25 protein-coding genes and 1 tRNA gene are annotated in these 26,247 nt (G+C 67.2%); 11 read left to right on the top strand and 15 right to left on the bottom strand.

Translation table 11 applies throughout. From position 1 onward, the window contains the following. Nucleotides 1-325: 325 nt before the first annotated feature. The 5 genes from ACIGKQ_RS16425 to ACIGKQ_RS16405 all read right to left on the bottom strand — a co-directional run bounded on the left by ACIGKQ_RS16425 (nt 326) and on the right by ACIGKQ_RS16405 (nt 3,011). Nucleotides 326-952: a helix-turn-helix domain-containing protein gene (locus ACIGKQ_RS16425; RefSeq protein ID WP_396574477.1), complete on the bottom strand. Its 627-nt coding sequence runs from the start codon at nt 950-952 to the stop codon at nt 326-328. A gap of 101 nt (nt 953-1,053) precedes the next feature. After that, nucleotides 1,054-1,935 carry a tyrosine-type recombinase/integrase gene (locus tag ACIGKQ_RS16420; protein ID WP_396574476.1) on the bottom strand — a complete coding sequence of 294 codons (882 nt, stop codon included), beginning with the start codon at nt 1,933-1,935 and terminating at the stop codon, nt 1,054-1,056. Then, the gene (locus ACIGKQ_RS16415) at nt 1,932-2,402 is read right to left on the bottom strand and encodes a hypothetical protein (RefSeq protein ID WP_396574475.1); all 471 of its coding nucleotides are present in this window, start codon (nt 2,400-2,402) and stop codon (nt 1,932-1,934) included. Before ACIGKQ_RS16415 ends, ACIGKQ_RS16420 begins: the two co-directional genes overlap by 4 nt. Continuing rightward, nucleotides 2,395-2,811, bottom strand: coding sequence for a hypothetical protein (locus tag ACIGKQ_RS16410; RefSeq protein ID WP_396574474.1), 417 nt, complete (start codon nt 2,809-2,811; stop codon nt 2,395-2,397). The genes ACIGKQ_RS16415 and ACIGKQ_RS16410 overlap by 8 nt, the downstream gene beginning before the upstream one ends. Then, complete coding sequence (locus tag ACIGKQ_RS16405) at nt 2,808-3,011, bottom strand: helix-turn-helix domain-containing protein (protein ID WP_396574473.1); 204 nt, start codon at nt 3,009-3,011, stop codon at nt 2,808-2,810. The genes ACIGKQ_RS16410 and ACIGKQ_RS16405 overlap by 4 nt, the downstream gene beginning before the upstream one ends. A gap of 105 nt (nt 3,012-3,116) precedes the next feature. Between ACIGKQ_RS16405 and ACIGKQ_RS16400 the strand changes: the two genes are divergently transcribed. Beyond that, nucleotides 3,117-3,704: a hypothetical protein gene (locus ACIGKQ_RS16400; protein WP_396574472.1), complete on the top strand. Its 588-nt coding sequence runs from the start codon at nt 3,117-3,119 to the stop codon at nt 3,702-3,704. Between the two features lie 181 nt (nt 3,705-3,885). Next, the gene (locus ACIGKQ_RS16395) at nt 3,886-4,845 is read left to right on the top strand and encodes a tyrosine-type recombinase/integrase (RefSeq protein WP_396574471.1); all 960 of its coding nucleotides are present in this window, start codon (nt 3,886-3,888) and stop codon (nt 4,843-4,845) included. A gap of 78 nt (nt 4,846-4,923) precedes the next feature. Here the strand turns inward: ACIGKQ_RS16395 and ACIGKQ_RS16390 are convergent. Both ACIGKQ_RS16390 and ACIGKQ_RS16385 read right to left on the bottom strand, forming a co-directional pair. Then, nucleotides 4,924-4,999: transfer RNA gene (locus tag ACIGKQ_RS16390), tRNA-Thr, on the bottom strand. Nucleotides 5,000-5,112: 113 nt separating this feature from the next. Beyond that, nucleotides 5,113-5,748 (bottom strand): hypothetical protein, encoded by a 636-nt coding sequence (locus ACIGKQ_RS16385; protein ID WP_287016304.1) that lies wholly within the window; start codon nt 5,746-5,748, stop codon nt 5,113-5,115. Between the two features lie 45 nt (nt 5,749-5,793). Here ACIGKQ_RS16385 and ACIGKQ_RS16380 point away from each other — a divergent pair, with 45 nt between their 5' ends. Beyond that, nucleotides 5,794-6,462, top strand: coding sequence for a VOC family protein (locus ACIGKQ_RS16380; protein ID WP_396574470.1), 669 nt, complete (start codon nt 5,794-5,796; stop codon nt 6,460-6,462). A gap of 64 nt (nt 6,463-6,526) precedes the next feature. On the opposite strand, the gene ACIGKQ_RS16375 is transcribed toward ACIGKQ_RS16380, so the two are convergent. Continuing rightward, nucleotides 6,527-7,747, bottom strand: coding sequence for an NADP-dependent malic enzyme (locus ACIGKQ_RS16375; protein ID WP_328715264.1), 1,221 nt, complete (start codon nt 7,745-7,747; stop codon nt 6,527-6,529). Nucleotides 7,748-7,995: 248 nt separating this feature from the next. Here ACIGKQ_RS16375 and ACIGKQ_RS16370 point away from each other — a divergent pair, with 248 nt between their 5' ends. Genes ACIGKQ_RS16370 through ACIGKQ_RS16360 form a run of 3 tightly spaced genes read left to right on the top strand, consistent with a single transcriptional unit; the run spans nt 7,996 to nt 12,002 of the window. Then, the gene (locus ACIGKQ_RS16370; RefSeq protein ID WP_396574469.1) at nt 7,996-8,643 is read left to right on the top strand and encodes a GntR family transcriptional regulator; all 648 of its coding nucleotides are present in this window, start codon (nt 7,996-7,998) and stop codon (nt 8,641-8,643) included. Next, on the top strand, nt 8,640-9,926 hold the full coding sequence (locus ACIGKQ_RS16365; protein WP_396574468.1) for an MFS transporter: 1,287 nt from the start codon (nt 8,640-8,642) through the stop codon (nt 9,924-9,926). Before ACIGKQ_RS16370 ends, ACIGKQ_RS16365 begins: the two co-directional genes overlap by 4 nt. 39 nt (nt 9,927-9,965) lie before the next feature. Beyond that, complete coding sequence (locus tag ACIGKQ_RS16360) at nt 9,966-12,002, top strand: DUF6541 family protein (protein ID WP_396574467.1); 2,037 nt, start codon at nt 9,966-9,968, stop codon at nt 12,000-12,002. A gap of 8 nt (nt 12,003-12,010) precedes the next feature. Here the strand turns inward: ACIGKQ_RS16360 and galE are convergent, their stop codons facing one another. Next, entirely contained in the window at nt 12,011-13,030 is a 1,020-nt protein-coding gene (gene galE, locus ACIGKQ_RS16355) for a UDP-glucose 4-epimerase GalE (protein WP_235721818.1), read from the bottom strand. 86 nt (nt 13,031-13,116) lie between these two features. On the opposite strand from galE, the gene ACIGKQ_RS16350 reads away from it, so the two are divergent. Next, nucleotides 13,117-14,004 (top strand): alpha/beta hydrolase, encoded by an 888-nt coding sequence (locus ACIGKQ_RS16350; protein WP_396574466.1) that lies wholly within the window; start codon nt 13,117-13,119, stop codon nt 14,002-14,004. A 13-nt stretch (nt 14,005-14,017) separates the two neighbouring features. Here the strand turns inward: ACIGKQ_RS16350 and rfbB are convergent, their stop codons facing one another. Beyond that, entirely contained in the window at nt 14,018-15,022 is a 1,005-nt protein-coding gene (gene rfbB, locus ACIGKQ_RS16345) for a dTDP-glucose 4,6-dehydratase (RefSeq protein ID WP_396574465.1), read from the bottom strand. Between the two features lie 89 nt (nt 15,023-15,111). On the opposite strand from rfbB, the gene rfbA reads away from it, so the two are divergent. Together rfbA and ACIGKQ_RS16335 are read left to right on the top strand one after the other, a co-directional pair. Beyond that, complete coding sequence (gene rfbA, locus ACIGKQ_RS16340; RefSeq protein ID WP_396574464.1) at nt 15,112-15,987, top strand: glucose-1-phosphate thymidylyltransferase RfbA; 876 nt, start codon at nt 15,112-15,114, stop codon at nt 15,985-15,987. Between the two features lies 1 nt (nt 15,988). Continuing rightward, a complete protein-coding gene (locus tag ACIGKQ_RS16335) occupies nt 15,989-16,606 on the top strand; it encodes a dTDP-4-dehydrorhamnose 3,5-epimerase family protein (RefSeq protein ID WP_235721822.1) in 618 nt (205 codons plus the stop codon). A gap of 163 nt (nt 16,607-16,769) precedes the next feature. Here ACIGKQ_RS16335 and ACIGKQ_RS16330 read toward each other — a convergent pair whose 3' ends face one another. Together ACIGKQ_RS16330 and ACIGKQ_RS16325 are read right to left on the bottom strand one after the other, a co-directional pair. Continuing rightward, on the bottom strand, nt 16,770-17,111 hold the full coding sequence (locus ACIGKQ_RS16330; RefSeq protein WP_396574463.1) for a DUF2304 domain-containing protein: 342 nt from the start codon (nt 17,109-17,111) through the stop codon (nt 16,770-16,772). Nucleotides 17,112-17,118: 7 nt separating this feature from the next. Next, a complete protein-coding gene (locus ACIGKQ_RS16325) occupies nt 17,119-17,823 on the bottom strand; it encodes a glycosyltransferase family 2 protein (RefSeq protein WP_396574462.1) in 705 nt (234 codons plus the stop codon). Nucleotides 17,824-17,872: 49 nt separating this feature from the next. On the opposite strand from ACIGKQ_RS16325, the gene ACIGKQ_RS16320 reads away from it, so the two are divergent. After that, nucleotides 17,873-18,742 carry a glycosyltransferase family 2 protein gene (locus ACIGKQ_RS16320; protein ID WP_266062791.1) on the top strand — a complete coding sequence of 290 codons (870 nt, stop codon included), beginning with the start codon at nt 17,873-17,875 and terminating at the stop codon, nt 18,740-18,742. On the opposite strand, the gene ACIGKQ_RS16315 is transcribed toward ACIGKQ_RS16320, so the two are convergent. Together ACIGKQ_RS16315 and ACIGKQ_RS16310 are read right to left on the bottom strand one after the other, a co-directional pair. Then, nucleotides 18,685-19,944 carry a polysaccharide biosynthesis protein gene (locus tag ACIGKQ_RS16315; RefSeq protein ID WP_396574461.1) on the bottom strand — a complete coding sequence of 420 codons (1,260 nt, stop codon included), beginning with the start codon at nt 19,942-19,944 and terminating at the stop codon, nt 18,685-18,687. The two genes, ACIGKQ_RS16320 and ACIGKQ_RS16315, sit on opposite strands and share 58 nt — an antisense overlap. Before the next feature lie 22 nt (nt 19,945-19,966). Beyond that, a complete protein-coding gene (locus ACIGKQ_RS16310) occupies nt 19,967-21,322 on the bottom strand; it encodes a M1 family metallopeptidase (RefSeq protein ID WP_235721826.1) in 1,356 nt (451 codons plus the stop codon). Between the two features lie 198 nt (nt 21,323-21,520). Here ACIGKQ_RS16310 and ACIGKQ_RS16305 point away from each other — a divergent pair, with 198 nt between their 5' ends. After that, nucleotides 21,521-21,946, top strand: coding sequence for a DoxX family protein (locus ACIGKQ_RS16305; RefSeq protein WP_396574460.1), 426 nt, complete (start codon nt 21,521-21,523; stop codon nt 21,944-21,946). A gap of 343 nt (nt 21,947-22,289) precedes the next feature. Here the strand turns inward: ACIGKQ_RS16305 and ACIGKQ_RS16300 are convergent, their stop codons facing one another. Beyond that, on the bottom strand, nt 22,290-26,159 hold the full coding sequence (locus ACIGKQ_RS16300; protein WP_396574459.1) for a Pls/PosA family non-ribosomal peptide synthetase: 3,870 nt from the start codon (nt 26,157-26,159) through the stop codon (nt 22,290-22,292). Nucleotides 26,160-26,247: the final 88 nt, after the last annotated feature.

Raw genomic sequence — 26,247 nt, 5'->3', positions numbered from 1 at the left:
CCTGGGTGGTGGTTACTTGGGTGGTGATCTATGGGTGGTGGTGTGTCATAGCTGTGACACACAGACTCGGGTCTGATGACACATAGACTTTTCCCAGTGACACATAGACTTCGCTGGGTGACACATAGACTTTCCTCCCGTGACACATAGACTTTCGCTCTCGTGAGAGAATCAGTGGCCACCCGGTTGCACGTGAATCTCTGTGTGTCACCTGATGACCCGCAGACATCTCTATGTGTCATCTGACGACACACAGACTCGGAGTCTGTGTGTCGCCTGATGACCCGCAGAGTTATCCACAGGGCCGACATGTGAGCTCCGGACTTCACGCCGTGCGTCCTCGCCGTCGCATCACCGCTCGGTACTCGATCTCCGAGTACTCCAGCAGCTCTCGCGCCTCAGATCGGGTCACCCGAGTGTCCAGTTCGATCGCCAATTCGGCACGACGCGCCTCCCACTCGGCCGATCGGGGTTCGAGACCATCGAGCGCATCGGAGACCTTGCGGCGAGCGCGTTCGAACGGCGTCGCAAACTCGCCGCCGCCGCGGTCCGAACTCGCGGCTGGGTTGGCGATTTGCTGCGCCGAGTCCGGCTCGGACGCTGGCTCCTCGACAGGATCGGCGAGCAGGTCCGGCATCGACAGTTGCCACTCGTCGGATCGGTTGCGGTACCGGTTGCCTTGCCGCACCTTCGTGATCAGACCGCGCTCGGCCAGCAGGGCCAGGGTGCGCTGGACTGTCGACCGGCTCGCTGACGCACCGGCGGCCAACTTGTCGTTGCCAGGGTGTATGTCGTCGCCGTCTTTGCTGGCGTAGGTGCCGATGACCAGCGCGATCGCCTTGGCTGTGGTGGACAGCGTCGGATCGTCCCGAATCAGGCGTTCCCATTCGTAGCGGCCGACGGGGATCGTGGATGGCGGGCCTGCCTCTGCGATGCTTGGTGCTGTCGTCATGTCCTCTCCGCGTTCGTGTCTCGTGGTGGGGTGGCGCGCCGCGGCCGGGAGAGTTGGCAGGCCCTGAGTGAGAAGTCCCGGCCGCAGCACGCACGTGGTGGTCAGGTTCCGATCGGGACCTCGACGCGACGGTTGGTTGGCGACCACGCGGCGCGCATCGGGTCGAGGCGGTCAACGGCCTGTTTGCGGCGGGCATCGGGCACTTTCGTGTACACCACGGTCGATTGGATCGACTTGTGGCGCATCAGCTCTTGCACAACACGGAGGTCGGCGCCGTCGTCGAGGAGCGTGGTCGCATACCAATGCCGCAGCGAGTGCGGGGTTCCTTTGACGCCGGCGCGGCGCATCGTGCGGCCGACGACATCGCTGACCGACTTGCTGTGTACATGCATCGCCGGGTGGCCGCGCATCGGGAACCACCAGCCCTTCTCGGGCATCGTCGACGCGATCTCGGTCAGGATCGGGTGCAGCGGGATCGACCGCAGTTTGCGGCCTTTGCCCTTGACCCAGATCACTCGCGCGGACATGTCGATGTCTTCGCCGCGGACCTTCGCGATCTCGTGGACGCGCAGACCCGCCAGGAGTGCGAGGTAGATCATGACTCTCGTGCTGCGCCACATGCGGGTGGCCATCAGCCGCGGGATGTCGGCGTCGGTGACGGGCCGCGGCTCCCGATCGGGGTAGCGGGCGGTGCCGACTTTGATCATCGGATTGTCCGGCCGGCGGTCGGTGAGTTGCAGCCACTTGAACCAGGCGCCGAGGTACGACTGGTAGGTCGCCATCGTCGAGTCCCCCCAGTCGTCGTGCGAGTGCAACCACACCACGATGTCCGTGGCGTCGGCATGCGCGGGCTGACAGTCGGACTCGGCAGCGAACCGGTCGATGAGCCGGCATCGTTCACCGATCATCGATGGTGACAGGCGGGCCGCATGCTGCCAAACCCGCCAGTCGTCGACGTACAGTGCGACCCGGTCGTCGTTCATCGTGTGCCTCGCTCAAGCAGCGCCGCCAGATGGTCAAGGTGCGTAGACAACGCGCGGGCTTGGGTGGCGTCGAGCTCGCCGTAATCACGGCTCCCGAGCATGTCGATGAGGATCACCGAGGACACGACCTGGGCGTCGAGCGTCTCGGTGATGCACAACTCGACCGAGACGTCGCCGAAGGCCTGGCGGTGCGCGAAGAGCTCACGCCAGGTCATCGGGTGGTCGTCGTCGGGGGTGAACCATTCGCCGGCATGGTGGATCCCGCCGACAGGCGGGACGTCGAGTGAAGCGCGTTCGGCCTCGCACTGATGCTGAAAGTCGTTGCCCGTCGCGAAGTCCCGTGCCATCTCGGCGGCTTCGGCGCTCGACGACTCGGCTTCGGACCGTTCGCACATGCGCCGCTGGCGGGCGGTGAGCTGGGCGGCGTACGCTCGCCAGTTGGTCGGCGAGGTATTCTGATCAGACATCGGTGGTCCTCTCGTGATCGTTGGTGTTGCCCTCGACATGGTGCTTGGCGGTGCTGGTCGGGGGCGTCTTTCTGTCATCGGCGGTCGCGGTCCGGTCGACGAGCTCCTGGAACGAGGTCGGTGGATTTGGGCCGCGCAACACGCGCTGAGCCGCATCGACAGACCGCCCGAAGGCGTCGGCATCGTCTTTCGCCTGGGCCGCGAGATCACGCAGTCGGTCGAACCGGTCGGTGCCACGCGCCTCGTCCATCCGCTCCCACGCCTCATCGGCGAGCCGGTCGAGCTGCGCCTGATGCAGTTCGGCACGTTCACATGGCCGGGTGAACCGACAGATGCCGGGCTCATCGGCACCTAGGCCGGCATCGGCATGCGAGTCGAGGGTGGCGTATCGATTTGGGTCTGCAGTCATGCTGATGCAGCGAGGCCGAGGGCGGCCTTCAGATCGGCCGTCGGGACGACGTATCGCGACCCGACGCGGATCGTGCGAACCGGGAATGTGCCGCTCCGCGCTGCGGCGTAGGCGGTCGATTTGCTGATGCCGAGTGCCCGCGCAGCGGTGACGAGGTCGGTGCTGACGCCGAGGGCGTCGATCTCTTCGGGGGTCATCATGCTCCTTAGTTGACTGTGGTGCGTCAGACGATGATCTATCTGACTGCGCCACGTCATTCCTACCATGCCGACGACGGTCCGTCTAGAACTCTGTATTCTGACTGCATGGCGTCATGGGTGAGCGATACAACAATGCGGGTCGGCGCGGAGATAAAGCGGCTTCGAGGAAAGCGATCCGCGCAGTGGTTGTCGGATCGGACTTCCGAACTCGGTTACCACGTGCCGCGGACGACGATTTCCGAGACGGAGAACGGGCGGCGCAAAGGTGCGTTGCCCGTGCAGGAGGTGATCGTCCTCGCGATGGCTCTCGAGGTGCCTCCGGTTCAGATTCTCTTTCCGGGACTTCCCAGTGCGCCAACGGAATATGCTCCTGGGTTCAAAGTCAGAGCGATAGATGCGGCGCGCATGTTCTCGGGAGAGATGCCGCAACCGCAGACCGGTGACGATTCAATCGACGTGATGGCGATGTCGCGCGAGTGGGCGCAGGCAACTGCCGGCGTCGGCGCAGGCACGCTCGCACTGGTCGACGCGCGCACGCTCAGTGATTTGCCGAAGGAAGTCATTGACGAACTGCGCACCAGTGCAAAGGATGTCGACCTAGTGCAGCGTTCGATGAGGCAGGCAACATATCCCTTCTACTGGGGTGTTCCGGCGGATCAGATGGACAGCGAAACCAGCGAAGACTATGGGTAGGCCGCGTCTCGCGATCGGCACGTACGGCCGGGTCACACGCTCTCAGCTCGACGACGGGCGGTGGATGGCAAGGGCCCGTTACCGGGACTTCGACGGAGTCACACGACAGGTGAAGGCGCACGGAGCAACCGGCGCGAAAGCCGAAGCTGCACTAAAGGATGCGTTACGGGAACGTCACCGCGTGGCTGGCGGCGGAGAACTGAGTGCCGACAGCACCGTCGCCGAACTCCTCGACCGCTGGTTGGGCGACGTCCGCAACTCCGACCGCGCTCAGCAGACCGTCGACTACTACGAGCGGGCCGTCGAGAAGCTCATCAAGCCCGGGCTCGGTGCCGTGACCCTGCGGGAATCGACGACCAGCCAGATCGACCGGTTCCTGCGTGCAGTCCCGTCCGTCTCGGGCCAAAGGGACGCGCGGGTCGTGCTGCGCCAGGCATTCGCGCTGGCCGCCCGGTATGACTGCGTGCCGCACAATCCGGTCACCGACGCCTATCGGCCGCCGGCATCCCGGTCGAAGCCGCGAGCGCTCACCGTCGCCGACGTGCACGAGCTGCGGCGCCGGATTAAGGCGTGGCAGGACGAGCAGAGACTCGGACCGCGCAGAGCCTACGACCTCGTGGAGGTGGTGGACGTGATGCTGGGCACGGGCGCGCGGATCGGTGAGGTGCTGGCGCTGCGGTGGCAGGATCTGACCGACCTCGACGCCGAGCGTGTCGCGGTGACCATCGCCGGGACCGTGGTCACGTCGAAGGGTCGCGGTTGCTACCGCCAGGACCATCCGAAGACCGAGGCCGGTTGGCGGACCGTCATCCTGCCGCAGTTCGCGATCGACGCGCTCCGTCGACAGCGCGACCGCGGTATCCCCTCAGCGGAGGGTCTCGTGTTCCCCACACGGACGGGCTCGGCACGTTGGCCGGCGAACGTCCGCACCGCCTGGCGTAAGGCCCGCGGCGACGAATACGCCTGGGTGAAGCCGCACAACTTCCGCAAGACGGTCGGCACCATGGTCGAGCGTGAGCTCGGTGTCGGCGCGGCGTCGGTGCAGCTCGGACACTCGGGAACCGCGGTCACCGAACGGCACTACGTCGAGCGGGCCGTCGATGCACCGGACACGCGGCACGTGCTCGACAAGCTGGCGTGATTCCGTGCCGTATCCGTGCCCTGGACACGACAAAGGCCAGGCGACACGGTTTGTAAACCGCGATCTACCTGGCCTTATTGGAGCCGCCCAGGGGAATCGAACCCCTGACCTATTCATTACGAGTGAATTGCTCTACCGACTGAGCTAGGGCGGCGTGCTGCGCGTGGCAGCGCCCACGAGTCTAGCGAGCCGGTGGCGCGCGACCAAACCGGGTCCGGCTCTGCTCGAACGTCGTGGCGAAACTCGTGGTGTCCGTCCCGACGATGCTCAATCCGGTTGCCGTTCTGACGTCGGCGGTGTGTCACCTGTTCTGCCGCCGGCCCGCGGGTCGTCGAGCAGCTGCAGCAGAGCGCGCCCTCGGGGCGAGAGCTCATACCCGACGTCAAGGCTTCGGGTCAGCCCGAGTTTCTTGAGTTTGCGCACGTCGAGTTTGAAATCAGCTCGCGGCCTGCCTAATTCGGATGCGAGTTCGGTGGAGACGACCGCGGGTCGTCGCGCGATCAATTGCAGTGTCGCCTGGGTCCGGGGGCCGTGCGACGACCGGTCGTCGAGTCGCTGCAACCGGGTGCGGAGGTCGGCGACGTCGTCGTCGGAGAGTGCGTCGTCGGCGCCCAGGGCGATCCGTGGGTCGGGCCCGGCCCACCTCAACTCGATCCGGAAGACGGGGTCGTCGGTGCGGCGGAGTTTCCCGACCGCGGCCGCAGCTGTCGAGAAGCCGGCGCGGCGCGCGTCGTCGTCGGAGATCCCCTCGATGTCGACCTGCCGCTCGGAGAGGATCTCGATCAATCCGGCCGAACTCAGGAACGTCGATCCCGTGCAGACCCGGGCGACCTTCCACCGGCGGAAGGCCAGGTCGACCGACCCGTCCGCCACACCCTGCGCAACCCGCGCCGGAAGAAGCACATCGACAGGGTACCGAGCGCGACGTCCTCGCCGTAGGGTCGAATCATGACCGGATCCAGTGGAACCCCAGTCAGCGCGGCAGCGGCCACCGAGGCCCTCTCCGACCCGTGGCGGGTGTTGGCCGACACCATCTACGCCGCCTTCCGGACCAAGAACATGGTGCGCGGTGGCGAATTCGTCGCCCGGATCATCGAGGCCGCTGAAGCGGCCGGGCATCACCCAGATGTGGAACTGCGGTACGGGTCAGTGCATTTGGCGCTCACCACGCACAGTGCTCATCGACTCACCGAAGCCGACGTCGCGCTGGCCAACCGGATCTCATCGATCGCGGCCGACCTCGCTCTGGAGCCGGCGGCCGCCCCGCCGGGACGCTTCGAGTTGGGCATCGACGTTCTCGAGGTCGACAAGGTCCGCCCGTTCTGGAAGGCGGTCCTCGGCTACGACGACGAGCCCGAGCAGACGTCGATCGACCTCTCCGACCCGGCGGGCATCCTCCCCGGGGTGTGGTTTCAGCAGATGGACGAACCGAGGTCGCAGCGCAACCGCGTCCACGTGGACCTGTGGCTCCCACACGACGCCGTGGAGGAACGAATGGCGGCTGCGATCGACGCCGGCGGTCGGCTGGTCACCGACGAGTTCGCGCCGGAATGGTGGGTGCTGGCCGACCCCGAGGGCAACGAGATCTGTCTGTGCACATGGCGCGGGCGCGACTGACCCGTTTTGTAGTACCAACATGCGGTTTTCCGCATGTTGGTACTACAAAATCGGGCTGGCCGGTCTAGGCGACGCCCTCGGCCTTGGCGGCCTCGGCGACGGCCTTGGCGACCGCCGGGGCGACGCGGTCGTCGAGCGGGCTCGGCACGATCTTGTCGGCCCGCAGGTCGTCGGAGACCACCGAGAAGATCGCTTCTGCGGCAGCGAGTTTCATCCGCTCGGTGATGCGACGCGCACCGGCGTCGAGCGCGCCGGCGAAGACACCCGGGAACGCGAGCACGTTGTTGATCTGATTCGGGAAGTCGCTACGGCCGGTGGCCACGACCGCGGCGTACTTCGCCGCGACCTCGGGGTGGATCTCCGGATCGGGGTTGGACAGGGCGAACACGATCGCGTTGTCGGCCATCGAGGCGATGGCGTTCTCGTCGATCTGACCGGCCGATACACCGAGGAACACGTCGGCTCCGTCCAGCGCCTCGGCGGCGCCGCCGGACAGGCTGCGCGGGTTGGTGCGTTCGGCGAGTTCCTGCTTGATCTCGTTGAGGTCGTCGCGGTGAAAGCTGACGATTCCCTTTGAGTCGAGCACCACCACATCGCTCACCCCCGCGTGTTCGAGGATGTTGGCGCACGCCACACCGGCGGCACCGGCACCGGAGATGACCACCTTGAGGTCGCGCAGATCGCGTTCCTGTAGAGCCATCGCACCCTTGAGTGCCGCCAGAACGACGATCGCGGTGCCGTGCTGGTCGTCGTGCATCACCGGGCAGTCCAGCGCCTCGATGACGCGCCGTTCGATCTCGAAACAGCGGGGAGCGGAGATGTCCTCGAGGTTCACCGCGCCGAAGCTCGGTCGCAGCCGGATGAGGGTCTCGACGATCTCGTCGGGGTCCTTGGTGTCGAGGACGATCGGGATCGAGTTGAGTCCGGCGAACGACCGGAACAGCGCCGACTTGCCCTCCATCACCGGTAGCGATGCGCGCGGACCGATGTCACCGAGGCCGAGGACGGCAGAGCCGTCGGAGACCACGGCCACCAGCCGCTGGGTCCAGGTGTACTGATTCACCAGTTCGGCCTTGTCGTCGATCGCCCGTGACACCTGGGCCACGCCCGGGGTGTAGGCGATCGACAGATCGCGCTGGGTGTCGATCGGCGCGCGCAACTCCACCGAGAGTTTGCCGCCCACGTGCGCCATGAAGATCTCTTCGTCGGTGATCGGCAACTCGGCGATCGACGGCTCGTTGAACGCAGTGCGGTGGGTGGGGGCGTTGTCTGCCGTGCTGGCCACGGTTGTTCCTCCTGGATCACCCGCATCGAATGGCGGGTTTCTACAATGGCGCCACAACGGTGGGGCGCCCCTACAACTGCCGGTCCGTGGCGCGAAGCGTGTGCGCTTCGGCACTACGGCGAACCGTCGCGACCCGGATCACGTTCGTGGCCGGGCTGCGGAACCGCCTCAGTGTCGCACCGTGTCCACAGGCCGATCAAGGTGCCCCCCGATTGATCGATCGGGTCGATAAGGTACAACTTGTATCTATGTTGTCCGCAACCGGTGAATCGGCAGCTGAACGCGTATATCGCGAGGTCAAAGGCCAGATTCTCACAAACCAGATCGTCGGCGGTGAGCTGATCAGCGAAGGTGACATCGCTACAGAATGTGACGTGAGTCGCACGCCGGTGCGGGAAGCGTTCCTGCGGTTGGAGGCCGAGGGCTGGATGCGGCTGTACCCCAAGCGCGGCGCACTGGTGGTTCCGGTTGCCGACCGAGAGGCCCGCGACGTGGTGCAGGCGCGCATCCTGCTGGAGGAACACGCCGTGCGCACGTTGGCCGGCGACCCCACCGGACGCGCCGATCTCGCCGCGCGCCTGGAACGCAATCTCGCCGCCCACCGCGCGGCCGACCCTGCCGACATCGCAGAATTCGCCCGCATCGACGCGGAGTTCCATCAGCTGATTGTCACCGCCGGCGACAACCCGCTGCTCGCCGACTTCTTCGTCAGCCTCGGCGAACGGCACCGAAGGATGACCACCACGAGCGTGCGCCGCGACGACACGGTTGCCGCCCGCATCCTGGCCGACCATCGCGAACTGCTCACCGCGGTCGCCGACGGCGACAGCGATGCGTACGCCGCGGCACTGGCCGCGCATCTGGCATCCGTGCACGACCTCGGTCCTCGGACATGACGCTGACTGACCAGACCTCGGTCGAGAAGCCCGCGTCGTCGCGTCCCGGTTCGTGGACGCCGGTGGCGGCTGCACTGTTCACCGCCGCGTGGGGTGGCAACGAGTTCACGCCGCTGCTGGTGATGTACCGCCAGCAAGGTGAGTTGTCGGCTGTCGCCGTCGACAGTCTGCTGTTCACCTACGTGCTGGGCATCGTCCCGGCGCTGTTGATCGGCGGCCCACTGTCCGACCGGTACGGCCGGCGGCCGTTGATGTTGCCGGCGCCGATGTTCGCCGGACTGGGGTCGCTGCTGCTGGCACTCGGACCGCACTCGTTGGCCCTGCTCAGCGTCGGCCGGGTGGCCAGCGGAGTCGCGTTGGGCCTGTCGATGGCGGTCGGGGGCAGCTGGCTGGCGGAGATCAGTCATCGCAACGGCGACCGCGCCGGGGTAGGGGCGCGTCGGGCGGCGATGAGCCTGACCGCCGGCTTCGGGGTCGGGGCGGGCATCGCGGGTGTGCTCGCGCAATGGGGGCCGTGGCCGACGGTGACGCCGTACGCGGTCAACATCGCACTCGCCTGCATCGCCCTCGTTGCATTGGCCGGCGCACCGGAGACCCGGTACCGGGGCACCGACCGTGGCCGACTCGCCGACGATCTGCGCATCACAGGTGTACTCAACCGGCGGTTCCTGCTCGTCGTGGTCCCGGTCGCGCCGTGGGTCTTCGGTGCCGCGGCGTCGGCCTACGCGGTCATCCCGGCGCTGATGTCGGCCCGGACCGCTGGCGCGCCGATCGCGTTCGCCGCGCTGTGCTGCGTGCTGGGCCTGGGCGCAGGGTTCGGGATCCAGTCACTCGGACGTCGGCTCGACGACCCGGACCGTGCACGCGGGCCGGTCCTCGCGCTGATCGTGCTCGCCGCGGGGATGGCCCTCGCGGCAGCTGCCGCACACACCCTCGCCGTCTGGGTGTCACTGCTGGCCGCGATCGTGCTGGGCTGCGGTTACGGGATGGCCATGATCGCGGGCCTGCTGGAGGTGCAGCGCATCGCCGGACCGCACAACCTGGCGGGTCTGACCGCCGTCTTCTACTCGGTCACTTACCTCGGGTTCGCCGTGCCGGTGATCCTCGCCTGGATCTCGGAGAACCGCCCGGCGATCACCTACACCGCGATGTTCGGGCTCGGGGTCATCGCGGCGCTGGTGTGCCTGGCGATCGTCGTCGCCGGGCATCGGGCGGACCGCCGGATCTTCCAGCAGCGTCCCGGCGCCGCGGCGTGCGAGATCCCCCGGACGACCGACCGGTAACCTCATCTCCGGTTCGCAGGCGACGGGAGGAATCGGGCGATGATGCTGGGGGCATGGGTCACAGTGGTGACGGCCCTGATGCTGGTGGTTCCCGGCGCCCTCGTCGGACGCCGCATGTTGCTGCCCTGGCCGGTGGCGATCGCCGCCGGCCCGCCGATCACCTTCGCCGTCGTCAGCGTGTTCACCGTGTTGTACTCGGCGATCGGGTTCGAGTGGAACATCGTCACCGCGCTCCTCGCGCTGGTGATCACACTGCTGTTCGCATGGGTGTATGCGGCGCTGCTCGCCACCCGCCGCTTCGCGACGTTGGCCCCGAACCGCGCAGACGACGACCCGCCGCTCGGATGGCGTGCGGCAGTGCCGTTGGCCGCCGGTGCCGGTGTCGGCGCGATCATCATCGCGATCACCTGCATCCGGCCGCTCGTCACGACCGCGTTTGCCGGTCTGGGCAACATCTCGCAGGTGTGGGACTCCCTGTGGCATGCCAGTTCGCTGCGCTGGATCGACGAGACCGGGGTCGGTTCGGCGCTACGCATGGGCGAACTGATGAACTATGACACCCACGGCTTCAACTACTACCCGAACACCTGGCATGCACTGGGCGCCATCCTCTTCCCCCTCACCGGCGCCGATCCGGTAGAGCTCTACAACACCTACTCGCCCGCGGTGTTGGCGATCACCGTTCCGTTCGGGGTCGCCGCGCTGGCCTACTGGTTCGCCCGCCATCGCTTCGACCCGTCGCGCTCGGCGGTGCTGGCCGGGGCTGCGGCTGCGGCGTCGGCGTTGTTCCCGTCACTGCCCTATGTGGAGGTGCAGCTTACGTCGGTGCCCAACGCGGTGGGGGTGTCGATGGCGCCTATCGCCGCGATTCTGGTGATCAGTGCCGTCCGCGACCGGCGCCGAGTATTGGCGGCCGCCGCGGCGATGGCCGGGGTCACCGCGACCCATCCGTCCGGTCTGATCCTGGCCGGCGTGATCGTGGTGCTGTGGCTGCTGCTCGAGGGTTTGTGGCACCCGGCATACGGGCGGCTGCGTGATCTGGCGACGCTGGCCGTCGCCGGGCTGCTCACCGTGGTGGGGATCGCGCCGGTCGTCTACGGCACCATCAAGGTCGCCGACACCAACGAACTACCCTTCTTCGACTTCCGCGAAGAAGGGGTCGGGGTGTTGTCCGGTCTGGCGCAGGCCGCGTTCAACGGCACCATTCCACTGGAGAAGCACTATCCGATCTGGGCGCTCATCGTCCTCACGGTGCTCGGTCTGGCGGTCCTGGCCTGGATGCGGTGCTGGGCGGGGCTGGCCGGCTGGCTGGTGTTCGTGCTCGTCACCGCCAACTCGGTCGTCTCGCTGGGTGTGCTGTCCTATCCGCTGGGCGCCATCGGTGGCTATTTCTACAACTCACCCCATCGACTGACCTTTGTGGTGGCGATGTTTTCCGCGGCTGCCGCGGGGTGCGCACTGGGCGCTGCGGCGGTGGCGGTCGCCGGCTGGGTGGCCGGACGTGACCGGACGTCGCCGCGATCGGCTCGTTGGGCGCTGCCCGCCGTAGCGGTCGTGCTCATCGCATTGATCGCCGGCGCCGGGGTGGTGCGCTACCCGGCCGACGCGCAGATAGCGTCGAAGGAACGTGGCGGTAAGTACATCGGGCCCGACGATCTGGACGCCTATCACTGGTTGGCCGAGCAACCCGACGCCCACGACGTGCTGGTGCTCAACAATCTCGATCAGGGCACCGGTTGGCTGTATCCGGTCACCGGGGTCACCCCGATGTTCCCGTTCTACCGGGCCAACGACTTCTCCCAACGGCAGCGCGACCTGTTCTGGGGTGTCTCCCAGATCGGCGCCGACCCCTACATCGACGGCATCGTGCGCGACATGAACGTGCACTACGTCATCGACAGCCCGCCCAGCTATTGGGAGTTCCAGAACGGGGTGCCCGACCCGGAGAACGGGGTGCAGGGCGACCCGTTCCTGGCGCTGCGCAACTCCGGTGCACCCGGACTGACCGAGGTGTTCCGGCAGGGCAACGTGAGCGTCTATCGCGTCAACGAACAGGTCTACCGGCCGGCCGGCTGAGTACGCACTCAGGCGTCGGGATACCCGTTCGGGTTCTTCGACTGCCACCGCCAGGTGTCGGCGCACATGTCGTCGATGGTCTTGGTGGCCCGCCACCCCAAGTCCGCGTTGGCGCGGGCCGGATCGGCGTATGAGGCGGCGATGTCGCCGGCCCGTCGCGGCGCGATCTCATACGGGATCGGGCGGCCACTGGCCCGTTCGAACGCCTTGATCACCTGCAGCACTGACACACCCTGTCCGGTGCCCAGGTTCCACACCGACATCGGTTCGGCGCGGCTGCCCACGGTGTCGAGGGCGGCCACGTGCCCCGCGGCGAGATCGTCGACGTGGATGTAGTCGCGCACACCGGTGCCGTCGACGGTGTCGTAATCGTCTCCGAATACCGACAGCTGCTCGCGTCGCCCCACCGCCACCTGCGCGACGAACGGCATCAGGTTGTTGGGGATACCGCTGGGGTCCTCGCCGATGTCGCCGCTGGCATGGGCGCCCACCGGGTTGAAGTAGCGCAACGCGGCGATCCGCCACCGGTCGTCGCTGGCCGCGACGTCGGACAGGATCTGCTCGATCATCACCTTGGTCCAGCCGTACGGATTGGTGGCCGAGGTCGGCAGATCCTCGGTCATCGGGAGTTCGGGTTCGGCGCCGTACACCGTCGCCGACGACGAGAACACCAGCGTCCGCACATCGTGGCGGTCCATCGCGCGTAGCAGAGAGAAGGTGCTGTCGAGATTGTTCTGGTAGTAGGCCAGCGGCTTGGCCACCGACTCGCCGACCGCCTTGAAGCCGGCGAAGTGGATGACCGCGTCGATCTGCTCGTGCGCGAACAGGTGCTCGGTCTTGTCGGTGTCCGTCAGGTCGATGGCATGCACGGGTATGGGGCGCCCGGTCAACGCCTCCAGCCGGCCCACGACGGTCGGCTTGGCGTTGCTGAAGTCGTCGACCACCACCACATCGTGGCCGGCCTCGACGAGACGGATGACGGTGTGCGAGCCGATGTAGCCGGCGCCGCCGCTGACGAGTACGCGCATGGCTCCACCGTATGCGTCGCAGCTGGCAGGCAGCGTGGGGGAGTCTGTGTGTTGTCCGCCTCATGCCCAACGGATACCGTCGGCGCATGGCGCGCGCAGACGTGGAGTTCGGTTCCAGAGGTGTGACGTGTCGGGCGTGGCTGTACCTCCCGGAGTCCGACCGGCCCGCGCCGATCATCGTGATGGCGCACGGGCTCGGCGCCATCAAAGAGATGCGGCTCGATGCCTTCGCCGAGCGATTCTGCGACGCCGGGTATGCCTGTCTGGTCTTCGACTACCGACACTTCGGGGCCAGCGATGGTCAGCCGCGGCAACTGCTGTCGGTGCGCCGGCAGCTGCAGGACTGGGCGGCGGCGATCGCGTTCGCGCGCAGCCTCACCGAGGTGGACAACCGGCGAGTGATCTTGTGGGGCACCTCATTCGGTGGTGGCCACGTGATGGTGGCGGCCGCGCGCGACGGCGACGTCGCCGCGGTGATCGCGCAATGCCCGTTCACCAGCGGCACCGCGTCGGTGCTCGCGATGGAGCCGGCCACGGCGGTCCGGGTGACCGGGCGGGCCATCGCCGACCTCGCGGCGAAGCTTCTGCGGCGTGATCCGGTGATGGTGGGGTTGGCAGGCGAGCCCCACGATACGGCGCTGATGACGGCGCCCGATGTGGTCGCGGGGTATCTCCCGCTGGTACCCGATGGTCAGGCGTTCACCAACGAGGTCGCGGCGCGGGTGGTGCCGGAGATCGCGCTGCATCATCCAGGACGCGCACTCGCCGAGCTCACCTGCCCGGTGTTGGTCTGCGTCTGTGACAAGGACAGTGTCGCGCCACCACGGCAGACGGTGCGGTACGCCCACCGGGGCCCGACGACGCAGTTGATCCGCTATCCCGAGGGACACTTCGACATCTACGTCGGCGACGCCTTCGAGGAGGTCGTCGCCGACCAGGTGGACTTCCTCGACCGGGTGGTGCCGCTGGGGTGAGCCCTGCCCACCCTCAGCCGATGACCCGCTCGGTGCCCGCGTAGTTCGCCTCGACGGCCTGCTTGTGCGGTTGCCACCAGTCAGGGTTGGCGCGGTACCAGTCGATGGTCGCCGACAAACCGGATCGGAAGTCCAGATATTGCGGCTGCCAACCCAATTCGGTGCGCAGCCGGGTGGAGTCGATGGCGTAACGGCGGTCGTGGCCGGGCCGGTCGGTGACGAAGTCGAAGGCGTCTGCGGACTGTCCCAGCAACTCCAGGATGGTCTCGACGACGGTGCGGTTGTTCACCTCGCCATCGGCGCCGATCAGATACGTCTCGCCGATCTCACCGCGTTCGATGATGGTCCACACCGCGTCGTTGTGGTCGTCGACGTGAATCCAGTCGCGCACGTTGAGGCCGTCGCCATACAGTTTGGGCCGCACTCCGGCGAGCACGTTGGTGATCTGGCGCGGGATGAACTTCTCGATGTGCTGATAGGGCCCGTAGTTGTTAGAGCAGTTGGAGATCGTCGCCCGCAGACCGAATGACCGCACCCATGCCCGCACCAGCAGATCCGAGCCGGCCTTGGTGGAGGAATACGGGCTCGATGGGTTGTAGGCGGTCGCCTCGGTGAACCGGGTCGGGTCGTCGAGATCGAGGTCACCGTAGACCTCGTCGGTGCTGATGTGGTGATACCGCACGTCGTGGCGGCGGACGGCCTCCAACAGGGCGAACGTGCCCACGAGGTTGGTCTGCACGAACGACGACGGATCGGCCAGCGAGTTGTCGTTGTGGGATTCGGCGGCGAAATGCACCACCACGTCGGCGGCCGCGACCAGCCGATCGACCAGCGCGGCGTCGGCGACATCGCCGACGACCAGATCGATGCGGTCGGCGACCGACTCCAGGGTGGCCGGGTTGGCGGCATAGGTGAGGTTGTCGAGCACGGTGATCTCGACGTCGGGGCGTTGCGCGAGCGTGCGCAACACGAAATTGGCGCCGATGAAACCGGCACCCCCGGTGACCAGAACCCGCATGACTCGACCCTTCCGTTGGACGACCGTCACTGTACCGTCGGGTGCGGTGACCGGGTGGGACGTGTGCGCTATGCCCTAGGCTGGGCGCTATGCGCGGCATCATCCTCGCCGGAGGCACGGGCACCCGCCTGCACCCCATCACCCAGGGCGTCAGCAAGCAGTTGGTGCCGGTCTATGACAAGCCGATGATCTACTATCCGCTGTCGACGCTGATGCTCGCCGGCATCCGCGACATCATGATCATCACCACGCCGCACGACAGCGCCGCATTCCGCGGGCTGCTGGGCACCGGTGAGCAATTCGGCATCAACCTGACGTACGTGACGCAACCGTCGCCCGACGGACTCGCACAGGCATTCGTGCTCGGTGCCGACCACATCGGTGATGAGTCGGTGGCGCTGGTCTTGGGAGACAACATCTTCTACGGCCCCGGATTGGGCAGTCAGCTACAGGGATTCGAAAACGTAGACGGCGGCGCCATTCTCGCCTACTGGGTGGCCGACCCTTCGGCGTACGGGGTGGTGGACTTCGACGAAAGCGGTCGTGCGGTGGCGTTACAGGAGAAGCCGCAGCACCCGCGTTCCAACTATGCGGTGCCGGGCTTGTACTTCTACGACAACGACGTGGTCGAGATCGCGCGCAACCTCGCCCCGAGCGCCCGCGGTGAATACGAGATCACCGACATCAACGCGCACTACCTCGAGCAGGGGCGGCTGGCGGTGCAGGTGTTGCCGCGCGGCACCGCGTGGCTCGACACCGGCACCTTCGACTCGTTACTCGACGCCGGCAATTTCGTCCGAACCGTCGAGCAGCGGCAGGGGCTCAAGATCGCGGTGCCCGAAGAGATCGCCTGGCGACGCGGTTTCATCGACGATGGCGAATTGCGGATACGCGCCGAGAAACTCCGCAAATCCGGCTACGGCGGTTACCTGCTGGAGCTACTCGACCGCGGAAAGGGCTTCTGACATGAAGTTGCGACCACTGGCGATAGACGGGGCGTGGGAACTGACCCCGGTGCAGCACGGCGACGATCGCGGTCTGTTCGCGGAGGTGTTCAAGGCAGATCTGCTCGCCGAGGCGATCGGCCATCGGCTCGACCTCGCCCAGGTGAACCTCTCGGTGTCGGCGGCGGGCGTACTGCGTGGTGTGCACTTCGCCGACGTCCCGCCCGGGCAGGCCAAGTACGTGACCTGTCCGTCGGGCGCGATTCTCGACGTCATCGTCGACATCCGGGTCGGGTCGCCGACCTTCGGCACCTACGACACGGTCCTGCTCGACGACGTCGACCGCCGTGCGGTGTATCTTTCCGAAGGGCTCGGTCACGCCTTCTGCTCGCTCGCCGACGGCTCGACGGTCACCTACCTCTGTTCGACCGGCTACAACCCGGGCGCCGAACACGGCATCAACCCCCTCGACGCGGAACTGGGCATCGAGTGGCCGAACACCGCTCGTGACGGTAGCCCGTTGAGCTACGAGCTGTCGGCGAAAGACACTGCCGCGCCGGGCTTGTCGGAGGCTCGGGACTCCGGCCTGCTGCCCAACCACGATGACGTCACCACCTACCTGCGCACCCTCGCGACCTAACCTCCCCAAGTCTTGACACGGTAGTCGAGAGAACCCCAAAAATCGCCGAGAGAACCCAGCCCCACCACAATCGGATGCCGTCGGCGAGAAGCTGGGTTCTCTCGGCGATTTTTGGGGTTCTCTCGACGCGAAGGGGTCGACTACCGTGTCAAGACTTGGCGGCCTAAGGTTTCTGCTGATTTTCCGCGTCGCGCAGGGCAACCGCCCTCGCCAATCTCGCGTACTTGATCTCGAGCTCGCGGAATCGTAGGTATGTCGACACGGTGGTGAACGCGAAGGCGATCACCAACAGGAACAACACGAGGTCGAGGCCACGTTGGATGCCGATCTTGTTGGCGAGCCAGGTGATGTCGTCCTGGCGAAGCATTGCGTATAGGCCGAATGCCACAAATGCCACGAACAGGATCTTCACGCCCGCCGAGGCGCGAGCGGTGCCGCGGTTGACTACGAAGAACGCCACCAGTACCACCAGCCCGACGATGGCGAGGATCTGCAGCCAGATCATGTGGTGCTCACTTCCTCATTCGCGGGTGCAGCAGTCCGTCGGCGACGATGTTGACGCCATTGATCAGGGACTGTCCCTTCGCCCGGGAGTAGTCGGTGTACAAGATGGTGACGGGCTGCTCGGCCACCCGCCAGCCGTGATGGTCGATGAGGGCCACGAACTCCGAGGCATGACTCATCCCGGCCATCACCAGGTCGAGGTCGTCGGCCACGGTCTTGTTGAAGGCGCGTAATCCGTTGTGGGCGTCGGTCAGTCCGAGGCGTCGTGTTCGTGGGCTGAGAAAGACGATGGTGCGCAACGCCATTCGTCGCAGCAGCGGCACCGACTCGCTGCGACCCTCGGCGAAGCGGGTGCCGACGATGATGTCGACGGGCTCGGTGCGCAGCCGCTCGATCATCGCGACGACGTCGTCGACCCGATGTTGTCCGTCGGCGTCGAAGGTGACGAAATACCGAGCTCCCGGTTGTGCGCGCGCATACTCGACGCCGGTCTGGATGGCCGCACCCTGACCGAGATTGACCGGATGCTGTACCAGTCGTACTCCCGCCGCTCGGATCTGCGCGGCGGAATCGTCGCGGCTGCCGTCGTCGACGCAGACGATGTTGGGAAAGGTCTTCGCTGCATTCGCCGCGACATCCCGGATCACCTGCGCCTCGTTGAAAACGGGTATCACCAGCCACACGTCATCGTTGCTGGTGGCGCCGGAGGTCATGCGGGTAACCCTAGCCGAGCGGACTGTCGCCATGACCTACCCTGGTCGGGTGCCGATCGACGTGATGATGCCGTTCTACGGCGACGTCGCCCAGTTCCGGCAGGCGGTCACCAGCGTGCTCGACCAGAGTGACGGAGACCTGCGGCTCGTCGTCATCGACGACTGCTATCCCGACCCGGAGCCCGCCGCGTGGCTGGCGTCTGTGGCCGATCCGCGCATCCACTACCTGCGCAACGAGACCAATCTGGGTGTCAACGGAAACTTCCGGCGATGCGTGGAACTGGTGGAGGCCGAGTACTTCGTGGTGATGGGCTGCGACGACGTGATGCTGCCCGACTACGTGGCGGGCGTGCGCTCGTTGGCCCGCGACCATCCGCAGGCGACGGTCATCGCCCCGGGGGTGGAGGTCATCGACGACGACGGTCGTGTGGTGCGCCCACTCGGAGACCGGATCAAGACCCTGTTGACGCCGCGCGCGCAGCCCGGGCGGCCGGCCGTGCTGCGCGGGGAAGCCATGGCAACCAGCCTCTACCACGGCAACTGGACCTATTTTCCGTCGCTGCTGTGGCGTACCGATCCGGTCCGCGAGGTCGGGTTTCGGCCGGGGCTGGACATCGTGCTCGACCTTGCCCTGCTCGTCGACCTGGCGGCCGGCGGCGGCTCGCTCGTGCACGATGCGCGCGTGGCGTTCCGATATCGCCGGCATGAGGCGTCGGTGAGTTCGGTGCAGGCCGTCGACGGACGACGGTTCGCCGAGGAGAACGCCTTCTTCGCCGAGGAAGCCCGCCGGTGCGCGCAGCGAGGCTGGCCGCGTGCCGCGCGTGCCGCCCGCCTGCACGCGACGTCGCGGCTCAACCACGCTCAATCGCGTGTGCTGGCCACCGCGGGCCGACTGCGCCCGGCCAACACCACACCGTGAACCGCCATCCCCACCACCGGGCCGCCGAGCAACGCGATCGCCACGCGGACCGTCACGTCGGTCGGTAGCAGCAACAACCCGATCGAGGCGAGCGTCGCCACCCACCAGCCGGCCGCATACCAGCGGTGTGCGCCGACGGCGATCGTGGCCGCCCCCGTCACGGTCAGCAACGCCAGTGTCGTCGCACCCAGGGTGAACGCGGCCAGCGCGGCGCCGCTGAGCCGAAAATCCGCGCCGAATACCGCCGTGAGCAGCCAGGGTCCGATCAGCCACGCGGCCCCCGACCCCACCACGCCGATCGCGGCGACGGCGACGAACGGGGCTCGCAACGCCGCCCCCAACCGTCGACCGGCGTCGACGAAACGCGTGATCAACACCCCTTGAAAGCTGTTCAGCGGCACCAACAGCGGCGCACGGGTCAGCGTCACGGCGAGCACTACCGCGCCCACCGCAGCGGGGTCGGCGTCGGCGCCGGTCGCGGTGATGAGCACCGGGAAACCCATCACCAGCACCGCGCTGGCCGCGGCGGCCGCCATCGCGGTCAGCGTGTTGCCGGTGAATCGGCGCGCGGTGACGTCGGCGGGCAGACCGACTGCCGCGCGGGCGGCCGGCGACGTCGCCAACAGCACCATCCAGGCCACCGAGCCGATCACCGTGATCACCAGAAACGCGGTCACGTCGCCATCGAACACCACCGTGAGCACGGCGCCGACAAGACGGATCACCGCGTCCACCGACAGCAGCATCGCGAACGCACCCCAGGACACCGCCCCCGACAATGCGCCCGCGAGGTGGGCGTACACCCCGAACGATGCGACGCCGATGGCCAGCAGCAGCACCGACAGCCCGCGCTGTTCGCCGAAGACCAGCCCACTCCACAGCGGAGACGTCACTGCGACCAGCAGGCCGATCGTCACTCCGATGGCGCCGTTGATCAGCCACGGCCGACGACCCGGTGCGGTGGCGCCGTCGATACCGGCCCGGATGGCGCGGGTGGTCTCCTGCAACTGCCCGTTCTGGGCGCCGGTGACCATCCCGTAGGCGGCCCAGAACACCGCGAACACGCCGTAGCCCGCTGCGCCGAGCTGACGGGCCGCCAACAGCAGCACCACGTAACCGGACGCGGCCGCGATCAGCGTGGCCACGGTGACCCGGCCGATGGCGCCGGAGGTGCGCCGCGTCGCGGCCGTCTCGCCGGTCATCGGCCGAGCTCGTCGATCATGCTCAGGACGGACCGGGGAAGTCCGGCAACGCCGCGGTGAAGAGCCACTCGTCCCACAGGTGGGTCAGCGACATGGTCGAGTAGTTGGCGGCCAGCGCGATGAAGTCCTCGGTGGTCGCCGAACCGTACCGATATTTGTCCGTCCACCGTTTGAGCAGGGCGAAGAAGTTGCCGTCGCCGATGGTCAGACGCAGGGCGTGCAAGGTGAGTGCACCACGTTTGTAGACCCAGTCGTCGAACATCCGGCGCGGTCCGGGATCGGCGAGGGTGGCGCGCACGGGGTTCGCTGCGAGTTTGTCGTAGTAGTGGTGTGCCCATTCGGTGGCGCTCTTGCCGCCTGAACGCTGACTCCACAGCCACTCCGCGTAGCAGGCGAATCCCTCGTGCAGCCAGATGTCGCGCCAGCGTGACAGTGTGACGGAGTTGCCGAACCACTGGTGGGCCAGCTCATGGGCGACGAGCCGTTCGGCGCGTTGGGAGCCGTCGCAGTGATTGGCGCCGAAGGTGGAGAAGCTCTGCGCCTCGATCGGGATGTCGAGGTCGTCGTCGGTGATCACCACGGTGTAGCGGGGGAAAGGGTAGGGCCCGAACATCTCGACGAAGGTGTCGATCATCTCGACCTGGCGCCCGAAATCGACGTCGAGGTTGGACACCAGCCGTCCCGGCAGCACGGCGTCGACGGGGATCGGCTTGCTGGCCAACGTCTTCTTGACGTACGGACCGATCTGGATCGACGCGAGGTAGGTGGGCATCGGCTCGACCTGCTGGTACACCCAAGTGGTCTGTGCGGCCCGGGACCGTTTGGATTCCAGCACCCCGTTGGCGAGCGCGTAGTAGGGGCTGTCGGTGGTGATGGATATCCGGTAGGGCGCCTTGGCGCTCGGGTGGTCGTCGCAGGGGAACCACGATGCCGCGCCGTTGGGCTGGTTGGCGCACAGAGCGCCCTCGGAGAGCTCCTCCCAACCGACCTCACCCCACGCACCGCGGATAGGGCGGGGGGTGCCGGCGTAGCGGATGACTATGGTCATCGCCCCGCCCGGCGGTACCGGGGCATCCGGGGTGATCGACAGCTTGCGGCTGCGGTGACTGTAACGGGCCCGCTTGTCGTTGACCGTCACGCGCGACACCGACAGCGACGAGGCGAGATCGAGTGTGAACTTCCGCAGCGCGACAAAGGACGTTGCAGTCAGCGTCGCCACCCCGGATAGTCGGTTGGGTGACACCTTGTACTCGAGGTCGAGGTCGTAGCGCGAGATGCGGTAGCCGAGGTTGCCGTTGTCGGGCAGGTATGGGTCGAGTGCATCCAGCGGGGCGCCCAGCAGCGGTTCTCGTGGACCCTTCGCCGACTTTCCCGGCACTGACTCTCCGATCTGTGTTCGAACGCGGCGCAATGTGTCACGGCACGCGAACGGGGTATTCGCCTTGATGTCGCGTGGTGTTGCGGAGACTCAGGTTACCTGTCGGGTGCCGTGTGCATGCGACGGCGATGGCGTGAGAAAGTGTAGATCAAGCGGACCGTAGTCCGGTTGTGATGGTCGGGACGACAAGGGAGAGCAATGTTCGGCATTCGCAGTGTGACGTTTTTCTTGGCACGACTGATTCTTGGCTACATCTTCATCATGCACGGCTGGCAGAAGCTGCACACCAACGGAATCGACGCCACCAAGCGCGCTTTCGATTCGATGGGGATACCCGCGCCGAATCTCGCGGCGCAGTACGCCACGTGGGTGGAGTTCGTCGGCGGCATCCTGCTGATTCTCGGCCTGTTCCTGCCCATCGTCGCGATCCTGCTGATCGCCGACATGATCGGCGCCATCGCCTACGCCCATTGGGACGCGGGCTTCTGGGCCGCCGACGGCGGCTACGAGCTCCCGCTGGCGCTGATCGGTGGTCTGCTCGCGGTCGGCTTCGCCCAGGCCGGCTCCGCCGCCGCCGACCACTACGTCTTCCGCCGCCGGCGTCGCGGCGCAGTCGTCGACTGACGCACCAGCCGTCGGCGGGTCGGCGCGCGGTGTCATCCGTCGGCGGTTCCGCACGCGGTGTCATCCGTCGGCGGGTCGGCACGCGGCTTCATCCGTCGGCGGGGTCGACACACCGGTCCAGCGGTCGGCGGTTCCGTACGCGGTGTCATCCGTAGGCGGTTCCGCGCGCGGCTTTATCCGCCGATCGAGTAGCCGAGCCGCTAGGCGAGGCGTATCGAGATCCGGTGACGACGATCTCGATACGCTCGCTCGCCTGGCGGCTCGCGGGCTACTCGATCCGAGGATCTCGATACGCTCGCTCGCCTGGCGGCTCGCGGGCTACTCGATCATCGGTGGGGCGCGGTCACTTCCGCCACGGGGCGATGGGGTTGCCCTGCCAGCGGGTGTGAGCGGGGACGACGTCGCCGCGCATCACCAACGACGCGGGCCCGACGGTCGCGCTCTCGCCCAGGCCTGACGCGGGCAGCGCCACACAGTGCGGACCCAGCGTGGAACCGGCCTCCAGGGTGACCCGATCGATTGCCATCACCCGGTCGTGGAACAGATGCGTCTGCACCACACACCCGCGCTGGACCGTGGCGCCGTCGCCGAGGGTCACCAGATCGGCCTCCGGCAGCCAATAGGTCTCGCACCACACACCGCGGCCGATCCGGGCACCCAGCATGCGTAGCCAGAGGTTCAGGATCGGTGTGCCGGTGGCCGCATTGGCGAACCACGGGGCGGCGACGGTCTCCACGAACGCGTCAGACAACTCGTTGCGCCACACGAACGAACTCCACAGCGGATGCTCCGACACCCGGATCCGACCCACCACCAACCATTTCGCCGCCGCCGCGATGCAGCATGCGGCCGCGCCGGCCACCAACAGGAGCACACCGCTGAGCAGGTCCGCCGCCCACCAGGACACATGCTGACCGATGTACTGCAGCCCCAACAGCATGAACAGGCCGAGTCCGAACGACACCATCACCGGGATGATGCGCAGGGTCTCCACCACGGCGCGGGCCACCTTCAAACGCACCGGGGGATCGAACGTGCGTGACGTGTCGGTCTCGGCGGTGGTGCGCCGCAATCGGACGGGGGGACTGCCCAGCCAGCTCGACCCCGACTTGGCGCGATCCGGCGTCGCCGACAACACCGCGACCAAGCCGTTCTTCGGCACCTTACGTCCCGGTCCGGTCATCCCGGAGTTGCCCAGGAACGACCGCTTGCCGATCTTGGCCTCGTCGATGTGCAGCCATCCGCCGCCGAGTTCGTAGGACGCCACCATCGTGTCGTCGGCGAGAAACGCTCCGTCGCCGACCGTGGTGAACTTCGGCAACACCAGCGCGGTGGAGATCTCGGTGCCCGCACCCACCTTGACCCCGAGTAACCGGAACCACCACGGCGTCAACAGGCTCGCGTACAGCGGGAACAGGTAGGTGCGAGACGCGTCCATCAAGCGTTCGGTCATCCACACCTGCCAGCCGACGCGTGATCGCACCGGGTGATAGCCCTTGGTGAGCCCAATCGACAGCAGCCGCACCAAGATCGCGGTGATCAACGCGAACACGAGCAGGCTGGTCACGGTGGCGGCCGGCAGCAGGGCCAGGCAGCGCAGGGCGACGCTGCGTAGCCGATCGGCATGGATGGCCCACGAGCCCATCACCGCGAGTCCGGCGGCCAGCGCGATCAGCGGGATCGCGGCCAGCACCATCGACGACAGTCCGAAGATCGGCACCCACATCGAACCGCGCGGTGGTCGGTGTTCGGGCCACGGGTGATCGGCCTTGCCGACCTTCACCGCCGGTGAGCCCGCCCAGTGCTGGCGTGCCTTGACCCGACCACGAACTGCCGACCCGGCAGCAACCTCGGCGTCGCGTCCGATCACTGCGCCCGGAAGCAACGTCGATCGTGCCCCGATGGAGGCGCCGCGTTTGATGACGATCTCACCGATGTGGACGGTGTCGCCGTCGATCCACCATCCGGCGATGTCCACCTCGGGTTCCACCGACGCACCCTCGCCGATGGTGAGGAAGCCGGTCACCGGCGGAATGGTGTGCAGGTCGACGCCCCGGCCGACGGTGGCGCCGAGGGCGCGGGCCAGATAGATCATCCACGGTGCACCGGACAGGTTGGCCGCACCGCTTGCGTCGAGCAGGCGTTCGGCCACCCACAACCGCAGATGGGTGCTTCCGCCGCGCGGGTAGCTGCCGGGAGTCACCCCGGCCAGGAGCAGACGCGCGCCGGCCGCGGCGATCACCATCCGGCCGGGTGGGGTGATGAACAGCAGGAACGCCACGAGCAGTACCCACCAGTTCACCGGAACCAGCCACGGCACATCCCGGTCGGCGCGCGCCACCACCTCCACCGCGATGTTGTTGACCACGCCCAGCCAGGTCGCCCACTGCAGACCGGTGAGGGTGGTGAGCGGCACCGACAGCAGGATCTGTGCCCAGCCGGTGCTGCGCGGGGTCGGCGTGATGTCACGTTCCTGCACGACCGTCACCGGGGTGCGACCGTCGAGCAGTTCGGCCAGCGAACCCAGACGAGGATGGTCGTAGAGGTCGGCGACGGTGATATCGGGATAGCGTTCCCGCAGTGCGGTTACCAGCTGCGCGGCGGCCAGGGAGCCGCCACCTTCGGCGAAGAAGTCGGCCTTCGCGTCGTCGACGGTGACGCCGAGGACGTCGGTCCATCGTTGGGCCATCCAGGCCTCGGTGTCGGTGAGATCGTCACCGTCATCGTCTTTTTTTGTCGCACCAGAGCTCCCCGGGAGCGGCCAGGGCAGCGCATTGCGGTCCACCTTGCCCGACGTTCGTGTCGGGAGTTCATCCACCAGCGCCAGCCGAGGAACCATGGGCGCCGGCAGCTGTTCGGTGAGCAGTCGATGTGCGGCGGCGACGTCGAAGTCGGGGTGCGGCGACACCAGATAGCCCACCAACAGACTGTTGCCGGCGGCCGACTTGCGGACCGCCGCGGCCGCGCCACTGACGCCCGGAAGCTGTTGGAGCGCATTGTCGATCTCGCCGAGCTCGATGCGCCGCCCACCGACCTTCACCTGGTCGTCGGCGCGACCCTGGAACAGCAGACCGGCCGGATCGAGCCGCACGAGGTCGCCGCTGCGATAGGCCCGTTCCCAACCCAGGGTCGGCATCGGTGCGTACTTCGCGGCGTCCTTGGCCGGGTCCAGATAACGTGCCAGGCCGACGCCACCGATGACGAGTTCACCGACCTCGCCCTCGCCCACCGGCTGGCCATCGGCTCCCACCACGGCCAGATCCCAACCCGGCAGTGGCAATCCGATACGCACCGGGCCGCGGCCATCGAGCGGTGCCGCGCACGCCACCACGGTGGCCTCGGTGGGACCGTAGGTGTTCCACACCTCGCGGCCCTCGACGGCCAGCCGCTCGGCCAGTTCCGGCGGGCAGGCCTCGCCGCCGAAGATCAGCAGCCGCACGGCCTCGAGCGCTTCCGGCGGCCACAGCGATGCCAGTGTGGGCACCGTCGACACCACCGTGACGTCGCGCTGCACCAACCATGGTCCGAGATCCATGCCGCTGCGCACCAGCGATCGGGGTGCAGGCACCAGACAGGCCCCGTAACGCCAGGCCAGCCACATCTCCTCGCAGGAGGCGTCGAAGGCCACCGACAGTCCAGCCAGTACCCGGTCCTCGGGCCCCAGCGGGTCGTCGACGAGGAACATGCGGGCCTCGGCGTCGACGAACGCGGCCGCATTGCGGTGGGTGACGGCCACACCCTTCGGGGTACCGGTGGAACCCGAGGTGAAGATGATCCACGCGTCGTCATCGACCGTCGGGCGCTGCGCCGGGACCGGCGTGCGTCCTTCGGTCGGGTGCACACCCTCGGCGTCGATGATGGCGTCCACGCCCGCCTCACCGAAGACGAGCTCCGCACGTTCGGCGGGGTCGTCGGCGTCGACCGGAACGTAGGCGGCCCCGGCGTAGAGCGTGGACAAGATCGCCACGTACAGATCGCGGCTGCCCGAGGGCATCCGGATGCCGACACGCCCGCCGCGGCCGACTCCCGCGTCACCGAGGTTCTCGGCGCCGCGGCGTACCAAAGCGAGCAACTCGGAGTAGGTGAGAGTCAGGTCACCATCGTCGATGGCCGGTGAATCCGGGTACGACCGAGCGGTGTCATCGAGGACGTCGCACAGGGTTCGCGGTGCGCTGGCCTGCGACGACAACAGGAACTGGGCCGGAATGACCACGTATCACCACCATCGATTCGGCATGGAACGGAGAATATAACCGAGAGCTCCCAGCAGTGTCTGTGACGCAGGTGAACGGGGCGTGGCG

The sequence above is a fragment of the Gordonia sp. NPDC062954 genome (assembly GCF_044543825.1).
GTDB classification, from domain to species: Bacteria; Actinomycetota; Actinomycetes; order Mycobacteriales; family Mycobacteriaceae; genus Gordonia; species Gordonia tangerina.
This window is presented reverse-complemented; position numbering and strand designations above follow the sequence as displayed.

Coding starts and splice junctions, on each gene's coding strand:
- ACIGKQ_RS16315 (WP_396574461.1), bottom strand. CDS start 19,944: ATGACCGGCGAGACGGCCGCGACGCGGCGCACCTCCGGCGCCATCGGC.
- rfbA (WP_396574464.1), top strand. CDS start 15,112: ATGCGCGGCATCATCCTCGCCGGAGGCACGGGCACCCGCCTGCACCCC.
- ACIGKQ_RS16360 (WP_396574467.1), top strand. CDS start 9,966: ATGATGCTGGGGGCATGGGTCACAGTGGTGACGGCCCTGATGCTGGTG.
- ACIGKQ_RS16410 (WP_396574474.1), bottom strand. CDS start 2,811: ATGACTGCAGACCCAAATCGATACGCCACCCTCGACTCGCATGCCGAT.
- ACIGKQ_RS16420 (WP_396574476.1), bottom strand. CDS start 1,935: ATGAACGACGACCGGGTCGCACTGTACGTCGACGACTGGCGGGTTTGG.
- ACIGKQ_RS16330 (WP_396574463.1), bottom strand. CDS start 17,111: ATGATCTGGCTGCAGATCCTCGCCATCGTCGGGCTGGTGGTACTGGTG.
- ACIGKQ_RS16415 (WP_396574475.1), bottom strand. CDS start 2,402: ATGTCTGATCAGAATACCTCGCCGACCAACTGGCGAGCGTACGCCGCC.
- ACIGKQ_RS16350 (WP_396574466.1), top strand. CDS start 13,117: ATGGCGCGCGCAGACGTGGAGTTCGGTTCCAGAGGTGTGACGTGTCGG.
- ACIGKQ_RS16365 (WP_396574468.1), top strand. CDS start 8,640: ATGACGCTGACTGACCAGACCTCGGTCGAGAAGCCCGCGTCGTCGCGT.
- ACIGKQ_RS16405 (WP_396574473.1), bottom strand. CDS start 3,011: ATGATGACCCCCGAAGAGATCGACGCCCTCGGCGTCAGCACCGACCTC.
- ACIGKQ_RS16335 (WP_235721822.1), top strand. CDS start 15,989: ATGAAGTTGCGACCACTGGCGATAGACGGGGCGTGGGAACTGACCCCG.
- ACIGKQ_RS16380 (WP_396574470.1), top strand. CDS start 5,794: ATGACCGGATCCAGTGGAACCCCAGTCAGCGCGGCAGCGGCCACCGAG.
- ACIGKQ_RS16425 (WP_396574477.1), bottom strand. CDS start 952: ATGACGACAGCACCAAGCATCGCAGAGGCAGGCCCGCCATCCACGATC.
- galE (WP_235721818.1), bottom strand. CDS start 13,030: ATGCGCGTACTCGTCAGCGGCGGCGCCGGCTACATCGGCTCGCACACC.
- rfbB (WP_396574465.1), bottom strand. CDS start 15,022: ATGCGGGTTCTGGTCACCGGGGGTGCCGGTTTCATCGGCGCCAATTTC.
- ACIGKQ_RS16400 (WP_396574472.1), top strand. CDS start 3,117: ATGGCGTCATGGGTGAGCGATACAACAATGCGGGTCGGCGCGGAGATA.
- ACIGKQ_RS16305 (WP_396574460.1), top strand. CDS start 21,521: ATGTTCGGCATTCGCAGTGTGACGTTTTTCTTGGCACGACTGATTCTT.
- ACIGKQ_RS16370 (WP_396574469.1), top strand. CDS start 7,996: ATGTTGTCCGCAACCGGTGAATCGGCAGCTGAACGCGTATATCGCGAG.
- ACIGKQ_RS16325 (WP_396574462.1), bottom strand. CDS start 17,823: ATGACCTCCGGCGCCACCAGCAACGATGACGTGTGGCTGGTGATACCC.